This window comes from Neptuniibacter sp. SY11_33, from assembly GCF_047778025.1.
Classification (GTDB): domain Bacteria; phylum Pseudomonadota; class Gammaproteobacteria; order Pseudomonadales; family Balneatricaceae; genus Neptuniibacter.
The window spans coordinates 2320426-2336262 of the sequence record NZ_CP180543.1 but is presented as its reverse complement, the minus strand read 5'-3'; the positions used below and the strand labels follow the sequence as shown (position 1 = coordinate 2336262).

Sequence of the window (15837 nt, the reverse complement as noted above, 5' to 3'; positions counted from 1 at the left end):
TAGCAGTGATTTAGAAGGTAAAAAGGCAAGCTTACGCTTGCCTTTTTTAATCCCATCCTTGAGAAAACACTAAACAGTTCATGAAGGGGGAAGAATGTTTAGTGGTAAAAACTAGAGATTAGCTCTCTTTTTTCTTGCTGTCTTTTCTGTTTCTACGCGGCGGACGATTACGGCTATTGCTGTTACCTTTACCGCCACGATCAGAGCCGCGACCTCTTCCACCACCGCCACGACGTTCACCGCCACCGGTAGCTTCTTTTAGGTTCAGGCGTTGACCGCAGACGACAGCTTTTCTTAGTTGCTGTACAACTGATTTTGGCATGCCTGTTGGTAGATCAACGGTGGAACAGTCATCGTAGATCTCAATGGCGCCAATAAAGTTAGCATCTAGATCAGCTTCGTTAGCAATTGCACCAACAATGTTCTTAGGAGCTACGCCATGCTCATGGCCCACATTGATAAGATAACGCTGCATCTCAACGTCAGGATGATCCTTCAGTTGTTTAGCTTTAGTAGACATGCCACGTGGTGGGCGTTTACCACGGTCATCGCGATCACGATCGCTACGTTCACGGCGAGGTGGACGCTCTTGTTCTTTCATTAACAGCGGAGTTTCACCTTGCAGTAGGTGAGCTAGCGCGGATGCAATGATCAGTGGATCTGCATCGTGCTCCTGCTGGTATTCGGTTAGCAGGTTTTTAAAGAAATCTAGGTCTTGGCTGTCGATAGTCTGTGTGATGCGATCTACAAAACGCTGTACGCGCTTTTCGTTGATATCATCAGTTGATGGTAGCTGCATCGCTTCGATCTTTTGGCGAGTCGCTCGCTCAATAGATTTAAGCATGCGCTGTTCACGAGGTGATACAAACAGAGTTGCCTCACCTTCGCGACCTGCACGACCTGTACGACCAATACGGTGGATATAAGATTCGGTATCGTACGGGATATCGTAGTTAAGAACGTGGCTGATACGCTCAACGTCCAAACCGCGTGCTACAACATCTGTTGCGATTAGGATGTCGATCTGACCGCGTTTAAGCTTTTCGATTGTACGTTCACGTAGGTTTTGCGAAATATCACCATTAAGTGCTTCACAAGCGTAACCACGTGCAGATAGTTTTTCTGCTAACTCAACCGTCGCAGATTTCGTACGTACGAAAATCAACATGGCATCAAACGTTTGCATCTCTAGGATGCGCGTTAATGCATCTAACTTCTGATTACCTGATACGCGAAGGTATTTCTGCGTAATAGTGGTAGCCGTTGCTGTTTTCGCTTTGATACGAACTTCAGCAGGGGAGTTCAGATGATTTTCAGCTACTTTCTTGATCTGCGAAGGCATAGTCGCAGAGAAAAGCGCAATCTGACGATCATCTGGCGTATGTTCAAGTACCCACTCAACATCATCGATAAAACCCATGCGAAGCATTTCATCGGCTTCATCCAAAACTAGTGCTTGTAGATTATCTAGTTTTAGCGAGCCACGACGCATGTGATCCATTACACGTCCAGGTGTACCTACTACAACTTGCGCACCACGTTTTAGTTGACGCAGTTGGCTGTCGTAAGCTTGGCCGCCGTAAATTGGCAGAACGTGGAAATCAGGAAGGTTACGCGCATAAGTTTGACACGCTTCAGCTACCTGAATTGCTAATTCACGAGTAGGGGCAAGAATCAGTAATTGCGTATGACGGCTCTTTAGATCAAGCCTAGATAGCAATGGCAGGGAAAATGCGGCAGTTTTACCGGTACCCGTTTGCGCAATACCCAGAAGGTCTTTACCCTCTAGTAAATGAGGAATACTTTGTGCCTGAATTGGAGATGGCGTTTCGTATCCGATCTCGTCCAGGACCTTCAATACGGGAGCCGCAAGGCCAAGCTCAGCAAAGGACAGCTGATCTTCTGAATTCATTCTTTGACTTACCTATTCGGAATTAGGGCAGGGCTGCATACTATTTTAAGATACAGTATAGGCTGCTCTGGTGGGAAAGCGGGCATTATACACCTCAGCCAGCCCATAACAAGTTCTCAGGGCTCTATTATCTGCTTTATACCGTTATCTTTGGTGAAATTTTAGCCATAGGTGTTGTGCGTATTTTAAACAAAGCTATTGAGGGGCTATGGCGTAATTAAATAATAATTAGCCTTCGAGAATTTGAGCGAGTAATTTTTTCACTGTCGCGGGTTCAAATGGCTTGTCGGCCATGGCATTTACGCCCGATTTTGAAACATTACTTAAATGAGCATGACTTGCTTCACTGGTAACCATCAAAATAGGTAGGTGAGAATAATCTCCCGAACTACGAACATGCTCAGCTAGTTCTAAACCGTTGACCTCGGGCATATTGTAGTCGGTGACAATTAGATCAAACCCTTCCGGGAGCAGGGTAATTGCCTCGGATCCATCTACAGCTTGAGTAATGTTTTGAATGCCAAGGTTTTTTAAAACATTGGTGATCACTTTACGAGCCATTCGGCTATCATCAACTACTAGCACTCTTAAGGACGCTGCGTCGTAGTATTCAAGATCTAATTCATCATGTGAAAGGATATCAAGCGTTGAATTAATGGCTGTGGCTAAGTGATCATGACTAAACGGTTTAGGCAAAATAGCGATAATGCCTGATTGTTTGAATTTATCTAATTCACTGTGCCTTGTTTCACTGGAAATCAGCATAAAAGGGAGATCAGTTAGCGTAGGATCTTGGCGGATATGCTGAAGAAGCTCCATTGCCGAACCATCAGGGAAGTGCAGGGCGCTTACTACAAGGTCTGGCCTGACGGCTTTGATCTGTTTGATGGCGCTGTTAACACTGTCTGCTTCATCGATGCTTTCAACTAGCTCTTTATTTAGTTCTTTTCTAATCACCTTACGCTGCATAGCAGAAGGCTCAACTAATAAGATAGTTAGATCAGATGAAGTTAGGTCACTCATAGGATGTGCTTACCCTTTGCTTAGCGTTAATCTATAAGGTAACAAGCTTTTGCCTTTTACTAAAACAGTTTAGTCTGGCTAAATCACTTTTTGAGGCTAAAGTGTATGAAATCCCCCTTTTTAATTAAGGCCTTAGTCGGAGATGGAGATTTTAAGATGGATAAAATTTTACTGGCGTTCTTAGCTTTTTTTATAAGTTTATCAGCTACGGCTCAGACTTCGCTTTGGAAAGTGACAAAAGCTGGGGAAGAGATCTATCTTGCAGGCACCATACATGTCTTAGCGCCTTCCGACTTACCGTTTCCAAAAGCTTTTGACGAGGCCTATAAAGCTTCAGATATTGTCGTTTTAGAAACAGAAATGTCAGAGATTCTCGATCCTAATTTTCAGGCGAGACTAATGGCAAATTTCTCCTATAGAGATGGGCGTTTATTAACTCAGATGATCTCTCCTGAACTTTATCAGGAACTCCAGCAGTATCTGCGAGACCGTGGTCTCATTCCTCATATCTTTATCGGTATGAAGCCAGCAGGCGTGATGTTAACGATGCTCGGAATAGAATTTCAACGTTTAGGTATCTCTGAAGATGGTGCTGATACGGTTTACTATCAGAAAGCTATTAATGATGGCAAAGCGACTCTTGGTCTTGAATCGATTGAAGACCACATTGGTTTTATAGCAGAGCTGGGTGAGGGTAACGAGGAGCGTTATCTCAAGCAGACGCTTGAGGATATGAAAGAGACTGAGAGCATGATGCGAGAGATGGTTCTCTACTGGAAATCTGGAGATGCGGCAGGCCTTGAAAAAATTGTTGTAGAGCAGATGAAAACCGATTATCCGAAGGTATATCAATCCCTTCTAGTCGACCGGAATGAACGTTGGTTACCTCAAATCAAATCGATGCTAATGACGCCCGAGGTTGAATTTGTACTGGTAGGTGCTGCTCATCTGATTGGTCCAGATGGCATTCTGAAAGAGCTCAAACAGCAAGGTTATTCTGTACGACAGATGTAAGGATAAATTATGTTAGGAACACGCATTATTCTACTTTCAATGAGTGGGGCCCCAGGAGTAGAGGGGAACACCCCAGAAGCAGAGGTGATTTGCGCTGCTAACCATGATATTCCACTCTTTTGGCTCCTACCTTTTGCTTGTGAGGATCTGCAGTATTTTGAAGTCGCTGCGGAAAACGATGGCATCCTCAGTCATAGCGGAAATACAAAGTATCCGGTTTTATTAGCTGATCGGTTAAAGCTCTTAGATCGTCTTGAGCAACGGTACACATTACTCAAACCATCTCTTTCTGATGGCGATGGAGAATTGCTACAGCGCTGGGTTCAGTTCATTTCAGAACAGTCGTCACCTGTCATTGCAATGGATACCTATGAGTTATGGTGTAACTCAAGTGAGCAAGAACAGTTAGCGGATAATATCCTCGAAACATTAGCTGTGTTCGATAACCTTAGCAGTGAAAATGCGTCAAATTCTCTAGAAGAGTTAAAGCAGAAAGGTATTTGGCAAGAAGGGAATCAAATTGCCTTAGCTGGATTTGGTTGGTAATTCAGATCAAAAAAAACCGTCACATCTAAATGTTTGCAAGCAAACGCCATGGTGTGACGGTGTTCAGGAAGGTTATTCTCAGTATAACTTAGTTTATGAACTTTGCAGTTTTACTGAATTTTAAGATTCCGACGTAGTAACTTTAAGCCGTTACCCAAACCACTTCTGCGTCTTCTTCACTGGTGGAGACTAATGCGTGGCCCATCTCACAATCGTAATAGGCTGAATCTCCAGGGAATAGCTCCAGCGGTTCGTAAAATTCTGTGTAGAGTAGCAGTGAGCCTCTCAATACAAAAAGGAATTCTTCGCCATCATGCCTAACCCAATCAGTATATTCATCAAAATCACGAGCCCTAACCGTTGTGCGATATGGGATCATTTTTTTGGTACTTAGCTGAGTTGCTAATAATTCGTGCTCATAGGTAGGAGTCGGGTGGGGTACACCTTCGCCGCCACGGGTAATATCTCGACGACCACCCGCACCGGCACCGCGCTTAGGTTGGGAGAACAGTTGAGGAATATCGATACCTAAGCCTTTAACTAATTTGTTAACGGCACTAAAGGTTGGGGAGATCTGCTCGTTTTCGATTTTAGAAAGTGTTGAGCGGGCAAGGCCTGTGAGTTTGCTTGCTTCTTCCAGAGTCAGATTTTGGCTTAAACGGATCTATTTGACGCGTTTACCCAACTGCAGAGGTTCTAGAGTAGCTTCTGTTTGACCGTTGCTCCGTTGTAGGCCTAGTTTTTCTTTCTCTTCCTTTAGGAAAAATGGCTCGTCAGACATGCATACAACCCCGAATCTCACTCTGTTTTTAATTATCTTTGAGCACAAATGTAGTGCTATTTAGACAGTATACATGGTTGATAAGGGGTTCTCTAATAGGCGAAAGGGTGATCCATATATTTCAGCCGCGTTTGGCGCGGCTGAGATGAATGAAAGGGGTAGGTTAGTGATTTTGATTGTAGCGATCACCTCTTTTATCCAATTTGGCATCAATACGGTTGCCTTTCTTATCTAACCTTGCATCGATGCGGTCACCTTTGCGATCCAGCTTAGCAGCTAATTTGTCTTTCCCTTGTGCGGATGCACGCTCAGAACGGCGGTCTAACTTATCGTTAATTCGATCACCCTTTTTATCGAGTCGATCTTCAATGCGATCTCCTTTAGCATCTAAACGAGCTTCGACACGATCTCCTTTATCTTCTGCATGCGCTAGACCAGTAAAAGCTAGAGTCGTGATCATTAAGGTTTGAGTGATAATATTTTTCATAAGTGTTCCCTAACGTTTTTGTGTTTGTTACTCACTACAACGGGGTAGGGGGAAAACGGTTGACAAAAAACGGCAGATTTTCTGCCGATTTAACTTTTATTTAGCTGTGTTTGCCTTTAACTTTTCTCTAAATGCTTTGCGCTGTTCGGGTGTGAGCTCTTTCCAGCGTTGCCTTAAAACCTGTCGTTTTTCTTTGGGCATCTGTCTGAATTCTTTGTATTTACCCTTTAGCTTATTCTTCTGTTCAGGACTTAGGTTATTCCAACGTTTGTAATGTTTCTTTAGTCTTTCTCTTTGTTCTGGCGACATTGATTGCCAACGCTTAAAGCGTTTTTGAGCTCGCTCTCGTTGTTGAGGCGTCATGTTCTTGAACCGTTCTGCGCCTTTAAGTAATTTTTGCTGTCGCTCTTCTGGCAATTGATTCCATTTTTCAGAGAGGGGCGCTAAAAATTTCTGTTGTTCATCAGTTAAGCTACCCCATTGGGTTACTGCAGCGCTGAGGTAAGTGGATGATAGGCACCATGTGATTAGGAAAAGTGATTTAATTAGTTTCATTAGAACCCTCCTCCGCAGATCTATCTTCAATTTGCTCTGATTCATTGGTTGAGTCGTCGCTCAATTCAAGAGCAGGTTCGATCCAAGATTCATTTTCTTCTTGGCCTAGAAATTCTAAAAAACTCATACTCGGTGCTGTTTCTTCTGCGCTTAGTAAGCTGCTATAGATCAACATTATTGAACTAACCCTGCTCAGCTTGGAGCGAAAGCCAGTTGATAAACTCAAGCTCTTCATAGAGATCTAAATCCTCTTCTGCACTCAGCAGATCTAGTGTTTCTAACGAAAGTAAATTGTCTTGCACTAGCTCTTGGGTATCTTCATTAATAGGTAGCCATAAGATTAAAAGTACCAGTGCAGCCATTGCTATGCCTGTTGGAAACATACTCCGTTGGAGCGAACTAACCCATAATTGCGTAGGATCAGACGAGCTCTGTTGCTGCTCTAATGCTTGCTTTCGGGCTTGGGCTAAACGATGAGTAATCTCAGGTGATTGAGCGTTCACCTGTTTATCTAGTGCCTTTTGGCTAGCATCTACAAATGTTTTATCGTTAGGTTTACTCATTGTCGAGGCCTATAAAATTTTGCGCATGTAACTGCTGTTTTAGACGTGCAGTTGCTCTAGAGAGATGAGTCTTTATACTGCCTTCGCTACACGCCATTGCTTCGGCTGTTTCTTTTACACTCAAGCCTTCCCAAATCCGTAGTAGAAAGGCTTGTTGCTGTCTTTGGGGTAACGCTTCTAATTCCTTAATCAACGCATCCCCAAATCGCTCGTGCTGTAAAAAATCCTCGGGTAACAGTGCGGAAGGATCAACAAACTCTTCTTCACTAATCTCGCTTTCTCCTTCATCTGTTCGGAAGCTAATCCAAGAGAAAATCCTATTCGTTAGTGTTTTGCGACGATGAAAGTCAGTAATTCTGTTCTGCAGCATGCGGTGAAAAAGTGGTTGCCAGTCTGCATCTGGTTTATCGCTATAGTTATAAACAAATTTCAGCATAACATCTTGGACTATATCCAAGGCATCCTGATCACAGCCCGTAGCAATCCTAGCTATCTGAAACGCGCGACGTTCTATTTTAATTAGAAATTGTTCGATTGGTTGCACTGTTAAACGTCTCGTTTCACCTAAATCCCTGTTCCTAATTACTGTAACGTTACAGTTGAAGTTTGGTTGACAGAACTCGTGAGATTTTTCAATCGCGTTATCTCTTTACGGATCAGAATAGAGCGTTCGACTGTGGTTGGGTGAGAGATTTCTTTTCCTTTGGTGATCGTCGAAGGGTGAACTGCTGCCATTTTTTGCCAGAATAGATCCAACCCTTCAATTTCAAATCCCGCGTTGTGTAGCAGTTGTAAGCCAATGAGATCAGCTTCGATCTCATACTGCTGAGTATATAAATTTGCGCCTAGTCCCGTTGCGATTAAGGGAGAGGGTATACCGCTCGTGAGTAAAGCTGTATCTAACAATAAGCCAAGTGAGCTATTTTTGATCCGTTGCGGGATATGGTGCTGAGTATTGTGTGCCATCTCATGAGCGATAATTAGGGCAAGCTCATTATCATCCTGGGCAAAGCGCATCAGTCCCTGAGTAATGACAATAGTGCTGCCATCAGCGTAGCCATTAATGGCATCACTAGGGCTTAAAATGACTGGGTAATTACAATTTAATTCGGGCTCTATAGAGAGAGTTATCAGATCTTCATCGCGTTCAACGGTCAGTTCTACAGCGGTCTGGTTTTTTAGGTTGCTGCTTAGATGCTTAATTGATTTAGCTGTTCCTTTCGGAAAAGGTTGTTGGTTGATGGAGACTAGTTTATCGCCGACTTTCAGCTTTTGATGTGCAGGCCCGTTACTTAATATCTGCAAAACGCTGGGTTGTTCATTAAGTGAATAGATAGATTTAGCAACGGCTTTCTTCGGTTTTTTATAGTCGTCTAGGCTATGGATGAATATACCTAAGCTCGGTTTTGTTCTTTTACCGCAGGCTTCTATATTCTTGGTCAATAAAGGGCGAGCAACTTCAGCGAGCCGGGTTTGCTGTTGCAGCTGATAGCGAAACGCCTTCTCTAATTGGATCGATTGTTCTTGCTTTATTTCATCTGTGGAAGGTGTTTGGATTGTCAGGGATGGTGCGGAACATCCCGAAATTATGAGAGTAGGTAAAAATAAGCTGATATATAGCTTCCAGTGTCGCATCTTTATAAATCCATGTTTTTCATCCTTATAGCAGTGATTTTAGGCGCAAATCAAGTGAGGGTTTGCAAGTCTATGATCTATTAAGAGTTGTAGCTCGTATCTCTAGAAAGGCTATAGGTGATAGAGATGAGCGAACGGTTCTGGGTTAATGCGATCGGCTTTCAACTTGTTTGGTGGCTGAGTATTTTGTATGGGAATGATGCGATCATTGTTGTCAGCTTTATAATTTGCCTTCATCTGATTTTTCATTCCGATCCTGCTTTGGAAACCTGTATTGTCTTTTCGCTAGCAGCTCTCGGTTTTGTTGTTGATTCAGTTTTAACCCTCTACGGGGTGTTTGAATTTGATAATTCCTCCTTTCCACCTCTTTGGTTACTGCTCCTTTGGATGGGGTTTGTCGCGACTCTCAGGCACAGTTTAGCGTTCTTTAATAATCGCTTGTTGCTATCAGCGCTGGCGGGGGCAATAGGAGGTAGCAGTACTTATATTGCGGCAGCGAAACTTGGTGCAGTATCACTTGGCTTTTCAATGATCTCTTCGTTTCTGATTTTGGCAGCGATCTGGTTGCTACTTTTCCCATTTCTTATGTATTTCAGTCATCGTTTGGGGGCTCGATATGTTCGATCAGACGCGTAACTTTATTCGTTATATATCGATTTGTTTGTTATTGCTCATTCAGAGCGCATTTGCCCAAGCACAGCCCCATATAGAAAAGTGGAAAGAGGTGGGAAGAGCCGAATTATCAGTCCTTTGGTTTGATGTTTATGACGCGGTTTTTTATACGCAAAATGGTGCTTTTGAAAGTTTTAGTTCGCCCCTCCAACTGAGTTTGGATTACAAGCGTGATATTAGTCGGGATGATCTCCTGACAGAAACCGATAAACAATTTGCACGTTTCCAGGTGGCAAAGGAGACGAGATTAATATGGTTAACTCAATTGGAAAAAATATGGCCTGATATTAAAGAGGGCGACCAACTTATCTTCCAAATAAGTACTAGCGGAAAGGCTGACTTTTTCCATAACAAACTTTGGATTGGTGGTATCGAGGATATGCAATTTTCTGAAGCCTTTATCCAAATATGGCTTTCAGATCAGGGAGAATACCCTGAACTCGCTAGAAAGCTGAAAAGTCAGTGAGAATGGTAAACCTGTTTATTTCATAGGGTGGTGGATATGTTGAATAAAGAACTTCCGTGGAGATCTGCTTGGTTAACGGGAGCTGGCAGTGGTATAGGTGAGTCATTAGCGCTTTTGTTGTCAGAGAATGGCGTGAATGTATTTATCTCAGGCAGGACGCTTTCCGCACTAGAGAAAGTAAAGAAGAAAGCTGAACAATTGGGTTATCCCGGTAAGATTATTCCATTAGCTATGGATACAACCCAACCAGATCAAATTGAACGAACACTTCAGCAGTTCGATAATGCTTTTCCTGAGTTAGTTGTATTAAATGCTGGCACGCATGATCCGTTTCCCGTCGAGGAGTTCAGTGCCAATAGAGCTAAGGCTTTACTCGATGTTAATTTACAAGGCACTATCAACTGTTTGGAACCTGTCATAGAAAGGGCCTTGAACTCCAAATCTGGACAAATTGCAGTAATGGCATCAGTGGCTGGCTATAGAGGTTTGCCTACAGCTGCTGTCTATGGTGCGAGTAAAGCTGCATTAATCCATTTATGCGAAGCGTTACGATTGGACCTGAAAGGCACCCAAGTAAAATTACAGGTGATTAATCCTGGGTTCGTCAAAACACCGCTTACAGATAAAAATGACTTTGAGATGCCGTTTTTATTGGAACCTGAGGATGCTGCACAACGTATTTTAGATGGCTTAATTAAAAACCAATTTGAAATTACATTTCCTAAACGTTTCAGCTACATTCTAAAACTTCTAAGCATTATTCCTTATCGTTGGTATTTTGCTTTGGTTAGCAAAACGCTGCTTAAAAACAGATAAATATAATCAGTCAGGATTAGCATTCATGGATCGTTGGATAACGGAATATGTAACCACTTTAGAGGGGTTAAACAGAGACAACATAGCATCACTATTAGAGATAACACGAGATGATTTTGACTTTAAGGACCCTTTTAATCACACCCAAAGCCGAGATGACTTTATCGCCATCTTAGATGATATGTACTCCAAGTTAGATCAGGTTGTGTTCAAAGTCGATCAAGTGATGGTTGAGGAAAAACAAGCCATGATCTATTGGCGTTACAGCGCTACCAGTGGCCTGACGGGAGATATAAATTTCACGGGAACTAGCCTCATAAAAGCCGATGAACATGGCAAAGTTTATTTGCACCATGACTATTGGGATGGGTCAGAGTTACTGGTTAAAATACCAGTGATAGGTAAAGTGGTTAAATTCTTGAGAAGAAAATTTAGCCATCAATAAAAAGCCCTGTGTATTCAATAAATGAACACAAAGGGCTTTAGTGAATAGCTTATGAAACTCTTAGATTATTTGCCTTCATCATGGCAAATTACGTACAGACCAACATCAATAGATCCGTGTTCAAAACCTCCTTCACAGTATGCAAGGTAATACCGCCATAAACGATAGAAGGTTTCATCAAAGCCTTGATGTTTAATCTCCTCCCAAGACTTTTCGAAATCGCGATACCACTCGCGTAGTGTTCGAGCGTAATCTTTACCAAACAATTGTTTTGTCTTTAAGGTGAAGCCATGCTCAGCAAACTTCTCTTGAAGTCGTTTATCACTTGGCAGCATGCCACCAGGAAACACATAGCGTTGAATAAAGTCGGCTTGTTTGCGATAACTATTAAAACGTTCGTCATCGATAGTGATGATCTGCAGGACAGCATTACCGCCCGGTTTTAGCACACGTTTTAGGGTTTCAAAATAAGTGTCCCAATGTTTCTCGCCGACGGCTTCAAACATCTCAATAGATACCACTGCGTCGTACTGCTGATGAAGATCACGGTAATCCGTTAAACTGAGATGAACGTTTTCTTCTTGTTCTGCTTCTGCAATCTGATTCTTCGCCCACTTAAGTTGTTCTGTCGAAAGAGTAATACCATGCACGCGTAAATTATTTTCTTGGCTGGCTTTTCTAGCAAATCCGCCCCAACCACAACCAATTTCAACGACGTGCTCGCCTTCTTTAGCGTCTAAAAGCTCAATGATTCTGCCGTATTTATTTTGTTGGGCATCGTATAAAGATTCTTCTTGGGAGTTATATAAAGCAGCGGAGTAAGTCATGCTTTCATCCAGCCAAGGCTGGTAGAAATCGTTACCAAGATCATAATGGGCTGAGATATTTTTCTTACTACCTGAGCGGCTATTATCTCTACGCCAGTGATAAAGGTTGTGAAGGGAGCAGATCAGAAATCCAGCTTGAGATAGATCACTTAGTGAGTCTTCATGGGCTAGGCCCCATTGCATTAACGCAGTTAAATCTTTGCTATCCCAATCACCAGCTAAGTAACTTTCTGACCAGCCATTAATGCCGCCGAAGAATAAACGAGCTAAAGGACGGAAGTTATTCAGTTTTACCTCAGCTATAGGGAAGGCATGGCCGATTTTTTCGGTGTGGCCGCTAGGCAAAGTGAGCTTTAAGGTTCCAATAGATTGATTTAGCTTGGCAGTAAGGTATTTGAGAAGCTTTTTCTCAAACCAAGTTGGTTGAGGTGAGCTAGATGTTAACTCGTTAGATGATTCATAAACTTTCATAATGCGTTACTCCATGCTTATCTTGCCAGCTAATGCTGTGACTGACCTTGTCATCACGAGGTTGTATGGTCAGTTTTTTTCGCCAAAGCTTCAGTGCTTCCCAGTGAATCGCGCCTACAACTTTTAAAGTCATCAACGGATACTGGAAGAACATTTTCAATAGTTTACGGTCATTAAGGCTAATCCGATCACCTTTAAATGAAGCATAAAATACGGTGGATCGATCTTCTTCTGACAGCGCTTGTTCTACTTGTTTTATACCGATTGAGACATGTTGATCAGGTGGAGTAATACTGAATTGATAAGCGGTTTCCATTGGCATAAAAGGACTGACGTACATTAACTTTTCGCAGCCATGTCGAATGACTTTGTCTCTGCCTTGCGATTCGATGAGGTAGGTATGCCTAGAGCCAAAGGTGTTGCTGACTTCATAAAGAATAACCTCAACCTGATCATCTGTGTTGTAACAAAAATAAACACTGAGGGGGTTGAAGGTGAAGCCTAAAATTCTTGGATAACAAAGTAGTTCGATGCGTGCAGTTGCAGAACTGTGACCTCTGTCGATTAGATGCTGTCTAATTTCAGCAGCAAGGTTTCCTTTGCTAGTGCCGTGATCACGTTCTTGGAAAGCGAATAGATTGAATCGGTTAATCGAAAAAAATCGAAATTGGTCTAGCTGATCCAATTCATCTAAGTCGACTTTTAAGGAAAATACGCTATAGACAAATCGATGATCTGTCGGCTTCACGCGATGATGCATTACTTTTCCTTGATAGAGCGATGATCGCAGATTAGCCATGACTTTCTGCTCGTTCAATGGTGTTGTCTTCCTTGCGTATTTTACTTTCATGAACATGAATTCGACTATTCTTGTCTTGCACGACCCAAGGGCGAGGGATGCCGCCGAGTTCTTCGGCAACAGCCAATCCTGCTTGCAAGCCATCTTCGTGGAAGCCGTAACCAAAATAGGCGCCACAGAACCAAATTCCCTGTTTACCTTGTAACGACCATAGCTCTTTTTGAGACTGCAGTGACTCTTTGCCAAAAGCAGGGTGGTCATAAAAGAAGCTGCGGATAATAGACCCTTGTTCCGGTTCGTTTAGGGGATTTAAGGATACGAAAATAGGAGTATCTGTATTTAGCGGCTGCAACTGATTCATCCAGTAGGTCACAGATACATCCTGAGATTTATCCCTGATGCCTTCAGACAGGTAGTTCCAGCTCGACCAAACCTTTTCACGTTTTGGCATTAGAGACGCGTCGAGATGAAGGTAGGCCTTGTTCCTTTGATAGGGGAAGTTTTGCAATAACCTTTTTTCTTCGTCCGTTGGTGATTCAAGTAATGCTAGGGCTTGATCGGAATGGCAGGCTAAAACAACATCATCATATTGCTCTCGTTTGCCATGGTGGTCTTCTATGAAGACGCAGTCATCAGAACGAATAATTTTGTGGATACGGCTGTTGATTCTGATCTTGCCATCTAAAGTTGCAGCAATTTTACCGACATAGTTTTTACTACCGCCAATGACCGTTCGCCATTGTGGGCGATTACTCAGCTGAACCAGACCATGATTGCGGCAAAAACGCATAAAGCAACTCGCTGGATAGTTAAGCATCTGCTCAACCGGAGTAGACCAAATTGCCGCACCCATTGGTAATAGATGATCGTATATGAAGTGTTTACTGTAGCCCTCTTGGGTAAGAAGTTCACCTAACGTCATTTCATCTAAATTATGTTGCTGAGATATAACTTCTGAATTGCGATAGAAGTGCATTACTTCTTTGATCATCTTCCAAAAGGAAGGTTTGAAAATATTGCGCTTCTGAGCAAGCAGACCAGATAAACCTGTACCAGAATATTCTAACTGCCCTTGGTTGATTGATACCGCGAATGACATATCAGTTTCACAGGTTTTAACATCCAGAGTTCTGAAGAACTCAACAAGGTTAGGGTAGTTCACTGGATTAAATACAATAAAACCAGTATCTACATCGATAGTTTGGTTATTGTGTTCAAAAGAGACAGTGTTGGAGTGGCCACCTAAGCGATCATCTTTTTCGTAAAGGGTGACATCATGGACTTTGTTGAGAAGCCAAGCACAACTTAATCCGGTGATGCCGGAACCAACAATCGCTATCTTTTTGGGGCGCATGGCTGAAATTTTCATCTATCTAATCCGTTGTATACACTGAATATGAGTTTTAAATTCAAGTTTGTACAGGTTTTACTTTTTTGATCTTACAAAGGTTAATACGCAGTAACAGTGCTTTAAGATCACTAGGTTAGAGATAAAAAAGTAAAAAAATGTATATAAAAGGTGATCCACTCGAGTCAGGGGGACGTAAGGGGTTATATGGAAAACAAACCGCCAGGTGAAGACGTGGAAAAAGTAGTTGCTATGCCGCAGCCAGAAGTTACCCAAGATTGGAGTAGCCTATTAATGTCGCTCGGTGAAACTAAAGAGAAATCCCTGTTTGTGCAACTGTTCAAACATTTTGCCCCTAAGATCAAAGCCTACATTATTCGTTTAGGCTTGGTAGAGAGCACCGCTGAAGAATTGATGCAGGAGACGATGGCTTCTGTATGGCGTAAAGCGCACATGTATCAAAAGTCGAAAGCGGCAGCCAGCACTTGGATTTTCACCTTAGCCCGAAACCAAAGTATTGATTGGATGCGGAAGCAGAAATATCCCGAGTACTCTCTGGATGAGTGGCATGAAGAAGCCGATGAATCACAAGATACTTGTGCTGATGTGGTTATGTCAGCTCGCATGCAGGCTTCCATAGATAAGTTGCCGGAGCTTCAGGCTCAGGCGATTTATATGTCTTTCTATGAAGGTCGTTCTCACTCTGAAATTGCAGATCGATTGGGGATACCTTTAGGCAGTGTTAAATCCAGAATTCGATTAGCATCTGAAAAATTAAGAGTAATGTGGAGGGATGATGTATGAACATTAAACATCACCTAGATGAAGCTACCCTAGTTAGCTACGCGGCTGGCTCAATGTCTCAATCAATGGCCTTGGTTGCTGCTTGTCATCTTTCCATGTGCCCTGAATGTCGTGAACGTGCGCAAAAATCTGAAGCGATTGGTGGCATGCTTCTAGAAAGCCTAGAGCCTGCAACAATTGATGATTCGTCCCTTAACCAAGTCTTGGCTATGTTGGATGAAGAGGATATCGGCGTAGAAATCACACGTAACGAGCCTGTTAAGTCGGCGGATTCCGATGTGCCAGCGCCCCTCACTGATTACATTGGCGACAAGCTGGAGAACATTGAGTGGAAGCGAATTGTTCCCGGTGTCTACTTTCATGATCTACCTTGTAAAAGTGAACGTGGCGGTGTTTCTAGATTGCTTCGTATCGCGCCGGGTAAATCTATGCTGGCACATACTCATGACGGTAATGAGCTGACCTTAGTCTTAAAAGGTTCTTTCAGCGATGAAATGGGGCGTTTTACTGCCGGTGATATTGCGGATCTCGATAGTGAAATCGAGCACCAGCCTCTAGTGGATAGTGATGAAGATTGTATCTGCCTGATTGCGACTGATGCACCACTTAAATTCAGCACATTGTTGGGTAAGTTGGTTCAGCCTATTACAGGCTTCTAAAGAGATTATTTCGG

At 42.8% G+C, this 15837-nt stretch carries 19 protein-coding genes and 1 pseudogene; 8 read left to right on the top strand and 12 right to left on the bottom strand.

What is annotated here, in order from left to right; genetic code table 11:
* Positions 1–118: 118 nt before the first annotated feature.
* The gene (locus tag ACMXYV_RS11125) at positions 119–1912 is read right to left on the bottom strand and encodes a DEAD/DEAH box helicase (protein ID WP_415888564.1); all 1794 of its coding nucleotides are present in this window, start codon (positions 1910–1912) and stop codon (positions 119–121) included.
* 228 nt (positions 1913–2140) lie between these two features.
* Positions 2141–2935: a response regulator gene (locus ACMXYV_RS11120; RefSeq protein ID WP_415888563.1), complete on the bottom strand. Its 795-nt coding sequence runs from the start codon at positions 2933–2935 to the stop codon at positions 2141–2143.
* Positions 2936–3091: 156 nt separating this feature from the next.
* On the opposite strand from ACMXYV_RS11120, the gene ACMXYV_RS11115 reads away from it, so the two are divergent.
* Both ACMXYV_RS11115 and ACMXYV_RS11110 read left to right on the top strand, forming a co-directional pair.
* On the top strand, positions 3092–3949 hold the full coding sequence (locus tag ACMXYV_RS11115) for a TraB/GumN family protein (protein WP_415888562.1): 858 nt from the start codon (positions 3092–3094) through the stop codon (positions 3947–3949).
* A gap of 9 nt (positions 3950–3958) precedes the next feature.
* A complete protein-coding gene (locus tag ACMXYV_RS11110) occupies positions 3959–4495 on the top strand; it encodes a hypothetical protein (protein ID WP_415888561.1) in 537 nt (178 codons plus the stop codon).
* 142 nt (positions 4496–4637) lie between these two features.
* On the opposite strand, the pseudogene ACMXYV_RS11105 reads toward ACMXYV_RS11110, so the two are convergent.
* The 7 genes and pseudogenes from ACMXYV_RS11105 to ACMXYV_RS11075 all read right to left on the bottom strand — a co-directional run bounded on the left by ACMXYV_RS11105 (position 4638) and on the right by ACMXYV_RS11075 (position 8516).
* A pseudogene (locus tag ACMXYV_RS11105) lies at positions 4638–5276 on the bottom strand (helix-turn-helix domain-containing protein).
* A 163-nt stretch (positions 5277–5439) separates the two neighbouring features.
* Positions 5440–5763 (bottom strand): hypothetical protein, encoded by a 324-nt coding sequence (locus ACMXYV_RS11100; protein WP_415888560.1) that lies wholly within the window; start codon positions 5761–5763, stop codon positions 5440–5442.
* A gap of 96 nt (positions 5764–5859) precedes the next feature.
* Positions 5860–6318, bottom strand: coding sequence for a DUF3106 domain-containing protein (locus ACMXYV_RS11095; RefSeq protein WP_415888559.1), 459 nt, complete (start codon positions 6316–6318; stop codon positions 5860–5862).
* Positions 6305–6493, bottom strand: a complete 189-nt coding sequence (locus ACMXYV_RS11090) for a hypothetical protein (protein ID WP_415888558.1) — start codon at positions 6491–6493, stop codon at positions 6305–6307. Before ACMXYV_RS11090 ends, ACMXYV_RS11095 begins: the two co-directional genes overlap by 14 nt.
* A gap of 7 nt (positions 6494–6500) precedes the next feature.
* A complete protein-coding gene (locus ACMXYV_RS11085) occupies positions 6501–6881 on the bottom strand; it encodes a hypothetical protein (RefSeq protein WP_415888557.1) in 381 nt (126 codons plus the stop codon).
* Positions 6874–7425 carry an RNA polymerase sigma factor gene (locus tag ACMXYV_RS11080; RefSeq protein WP_415888556.1) on the bottom strand — a complete coding sequence of 184 codons (552 nt, stop codon included), beginning with the start codon at positions 7423–7425 and terminating at the stop codon, positions 6874–6876. Before ACMXYV_RS11080 ends, ACMXYV_RS11085 begins: the two co-directional genes overlap by 8 nt.
* Positions 7426–7463: 38 nt before the next feature.
* Positions 7464–8516 (bottom strand): M48 family metalloprotease, encoded by a 1053-nt coding sequence (locus ACMXYV_RS11075; RefSeq protein ID WP_415888555.1) that lies wholly within the window; start codon positions 8514–8516, stop codon positions 7464–7466.
* A gap of 126 nt (positions 8517–8642) precedes the next feature.
* Here ACMXYV_RS11075 and ACMXYV_RS11070 point away from each other — a divergent pair, with 126 nt between their 5' ends.
* Genes ACMXYV_RS11070 through ACMXYV_RS11055 form a run of 4 tightly spaced genes read left to right on the top strand, consistent with a single transcriptional unit; the run spans position 8643 to position 10915 of the window.
* Entirely contained in the window at positions 8643–9152 is a 510-nt protein-coding gene (locus ACMXYV_RS11070; RefSeq protein WP_415888554.1) for a DUF2878 domain-containing protein, read from the top strand.
* Positions 9133–9654 carry a chalcone isomerase family protein gene (locus ACMXYV_RS11065; protein WP_415888553.1) on the top strand — a complete coding sequence of 174 codons (522 nt, stop codon included), beginning with the start codon at positions 9133–9135 and terminating at the stop codon, positions 9652–9654. Before ACMXYV_RS11070 ends, ACMXYV_RS11065 begins: the two co-directional genes overlap by 20 nt.
* Positions 9655–9690: 36 nt before the next feature.
* Positions 9691–10470: an SDR family NAD(P)-dependent oxidoreductase gene (locus tag ACMXYV_RS11060; RefSeq protein WP_415888552.1), complete on the top strand. Its 780-nt coding sequence runs from the start codon at positions 9691–9693 to the stop codon at positions 10468–10470.
* Positions 10471–10495: 25 nt separating this feature from the next.
* The gene (locus ACMXYV_RS11055; RefSeq protein WP_415888551.1) at positions 10496–10915 is read left to right on the top strand and encodes a nuclear transport factor 2 family protein; all 420 of its coding nucleotides are present in this window, start codon (positions 10496–10498) and stop codon (positions 10913–10915) included.
* Between the two features lie 65 nt (positions 10916–10980).
* On the opposite strand, the gene ACMXYV_RS11050 is transcribed toward ACMXYV_RS11055, so the two are convergent.
* From ACMXYV_RS11050 to ACMXYV_RS11040, 3 genes are read right to left on the bottom strand one after another with little or no spacing between them, the layout of a single operon-like run.
* Complete coding sequence (locus tag ACMXYV_RS11050) at positions 10981–12213, bottom strand: class I SAM-dependent methyltransferase (protein ID WP_415888550.1); 1233 nt, start codon at positions 12211–12213, stop codon at positions 10981–10983.
* Positions 12200–13012 carry a DUF1365 domain-containing protein gene (locus ACMXYV_RS11045; protein ID WP_415888549.1) on the bottom strand — a complete coding sequence of 271 codons (813 nt, stop codon included), beginning with the start codon at positions 13010–13012 and terminating at the stop codon, positions 12200–12202. The genes ACMXYV_RS11050 and ACMXYV_RS11045 overlap by 14 nt, the downstream gene beginning before the upstream one ends.
* Positions 13005–14381, bottom strand: coding sequence for an NAD(P)/FAD-dependent oxidoreductase (locus ACMXYV_RS11040; RefSeq protein WP_415888548.1), 1377 nt, complete (start codon positions 14379–14381; stop codon positions 13005–13007). The genes ACMXYV_RS11045 and ACMXYV_RS11040 overlap by 8 nt, the downstream gene beginning before the upstream one ends.
* 186 nt (positions 14382–14567) lie before the next feature.
* Between ACMXYV_RS11040 and ACMXYV_RS11035 the strand changes: the two genes are divergently transcribed.
* Complete coding sequence (locus ACMXYV_RS11035; RefSeq protein WP_415888547.1) at positions 14568–15164, top strand: sigma-70 family RNA polymerase sigma factor; 597 nt, start codon at positions 14568–14570, stop codon at positions 15162–15164.
* Positions 15161–15823: a ChrR family anti-sigma-E factor gene (locus ACMXYV_RS11030; RefSeq protein ID WP_415888546.1), complete on the top strand. Its 663-nt coding sequence runs from the start codon at positions 15161–15163 to the stop codon at positions 15821–15823. The genes ACMXYV_RS11035 and ACMXYV_RS11030 overlap by 4 nt, the downstream gene beginning before the upstream one ends.
* Positions 15824–15837 lie beyond the last annotated feature (14 nt).

What these genes read in the sequence shown, in the direction of transcription:
- ACMXYV_RS11125 (WP_415888564.1), bottom strand. Translation starts at nt 1,912, where the DNA reads ATGAATTCAGAAGATCAGCTGTCCTTTGCTGAGCTTGGCCTTGCGGCT.
- ACMXYV_RS11120 (WP_415888563.1), bottom strand. Translation starts at nt 2,935, where the DNA reads ATGAGTGACCTAACTTCATCTGATCTAACTATCTTATTAGTTGAGCCT.
- ACMXYV_RS11115 (WP_415888562.1), top strand. Translation starts at nt 3,092, where the DNA reads ATGGATAAAATTTTACTGGCGTTCTTAGCTTTTTTTATAAGTTTATCA.
- ACMXYV_RS11110 (WP_415888561.1), top strand. Translation starts at nt 3,959, where the DNA reads ATGTTAGGAACACGCATTATTCTACTTTCAATGAGTGGGGCCCCAGGA.
- ACMXYV_RS11100 (WP_415888560.1), bottom strand. Translation starts at nt 5,763, where the DNA reads ATGAAAAATATTATCACTCAAACCTTAATGATCACGACTCTAGCTTTT.
- ACMXYV_RS11095 (WP_415888559.1), bottom strand. Translation starts at nt 6,318, where the DNA reads ATGAAACTAATTAAATCACTTTTCCTAATCACATGGTGCCTATCATCC.
- ACMXYV_RS11090 (WP_415888558.1), bottom strand. Translation starts at nt 6,493, where the DNA reads ATGTTGATCTATAGCAGCTTACTAAGCGCAGAAGAAACAGCACCGAGT.
- ACMXYV_RS11085 (WP_415888557.1), bottom strand. Translation starts at nt 6,881, where the DNA reads ATGAGTAAACCTAACGATAAAACATTTGTAGATGCTAGCCAAAAGGCA.
- ACMXYV_RS11075 (WP_415888555.1), bottom strand. Translation starts at nt 8,516, where the DNA reads ATGCGACACTGGAAGCTATATATCAGCTTATTTTTACCTACTCTCATA.
- ACMXYV_RS11070 (WP_415888554.1), top strand. Translation starts at nt 8,643, where the DNA reads ATGAGCGAACGGTTCTGGGTTAATGCGATCGGCTTTCAACTTGTTTGG.
- ACMXYV_RS11065 (WP_415888553.1), top strand. Translation starts at nt 9,133, where the DNA reads ATGTTCGATCAGACGCGTAACTTTATTCGTTATATATCGATTTGTTTG.
- ACMXYV_RS11060 (WP_415888552.1), top strand. Translation starts at nt 9,691, where the DNA reads ATGTTGAATAAAGAACTTCCGTGGAGATCTGCTTGGTTAACGGGAGCT.
- ACMXYV_RS11055 (WP_415888551.1), top strand. Translation starts at nt 10,496, where the DNA reads ATGGATCGTTGGATAACGGAATATGTAACCACTTTAGAGGGGTTAAAC.
- ACMXYV_RS11050 (WP_415888550.1), bottom strand. Translation starts at nt 12,213, where the DNA reads ATGAAAGTTTATGAATCATCTAACGAGTTAACATCTAGCTCACCTCAA.
- ACMXYV_RS11045 (WP_415888549.1), bottom strand. Translation starts at nt 13,012, where the DNA reads ATGGCTAATCTGCGATCATCGCTCTATCAAGGAAAAGTAATGCATCAT.
- ACMXYV_RS11040 (WP_415888548.1), bottom strand. Translation starts at nt 14,381, where the DNA reads ATGAAAATTTCAGCCATGCGCCCCAAAAAGATAGCGATTGTTGGTTCC.
- ACMXYV_RS11035 (WP_415888547.1), top strand. Translation starts at nt 14,568, where the DNA reads ATGGAAAACAAACCGCCAGGTGAAGACGTGGAAAAAGTAGTTGCTATG.
- ACMXYV_RS11030 (WP_415888546.1), top strand. Translation starts at nt 15,161, where the DNA reads ATGAACATTAAACATCACCTAGATGAAGCTACCCTAGTTAGCTACGCG.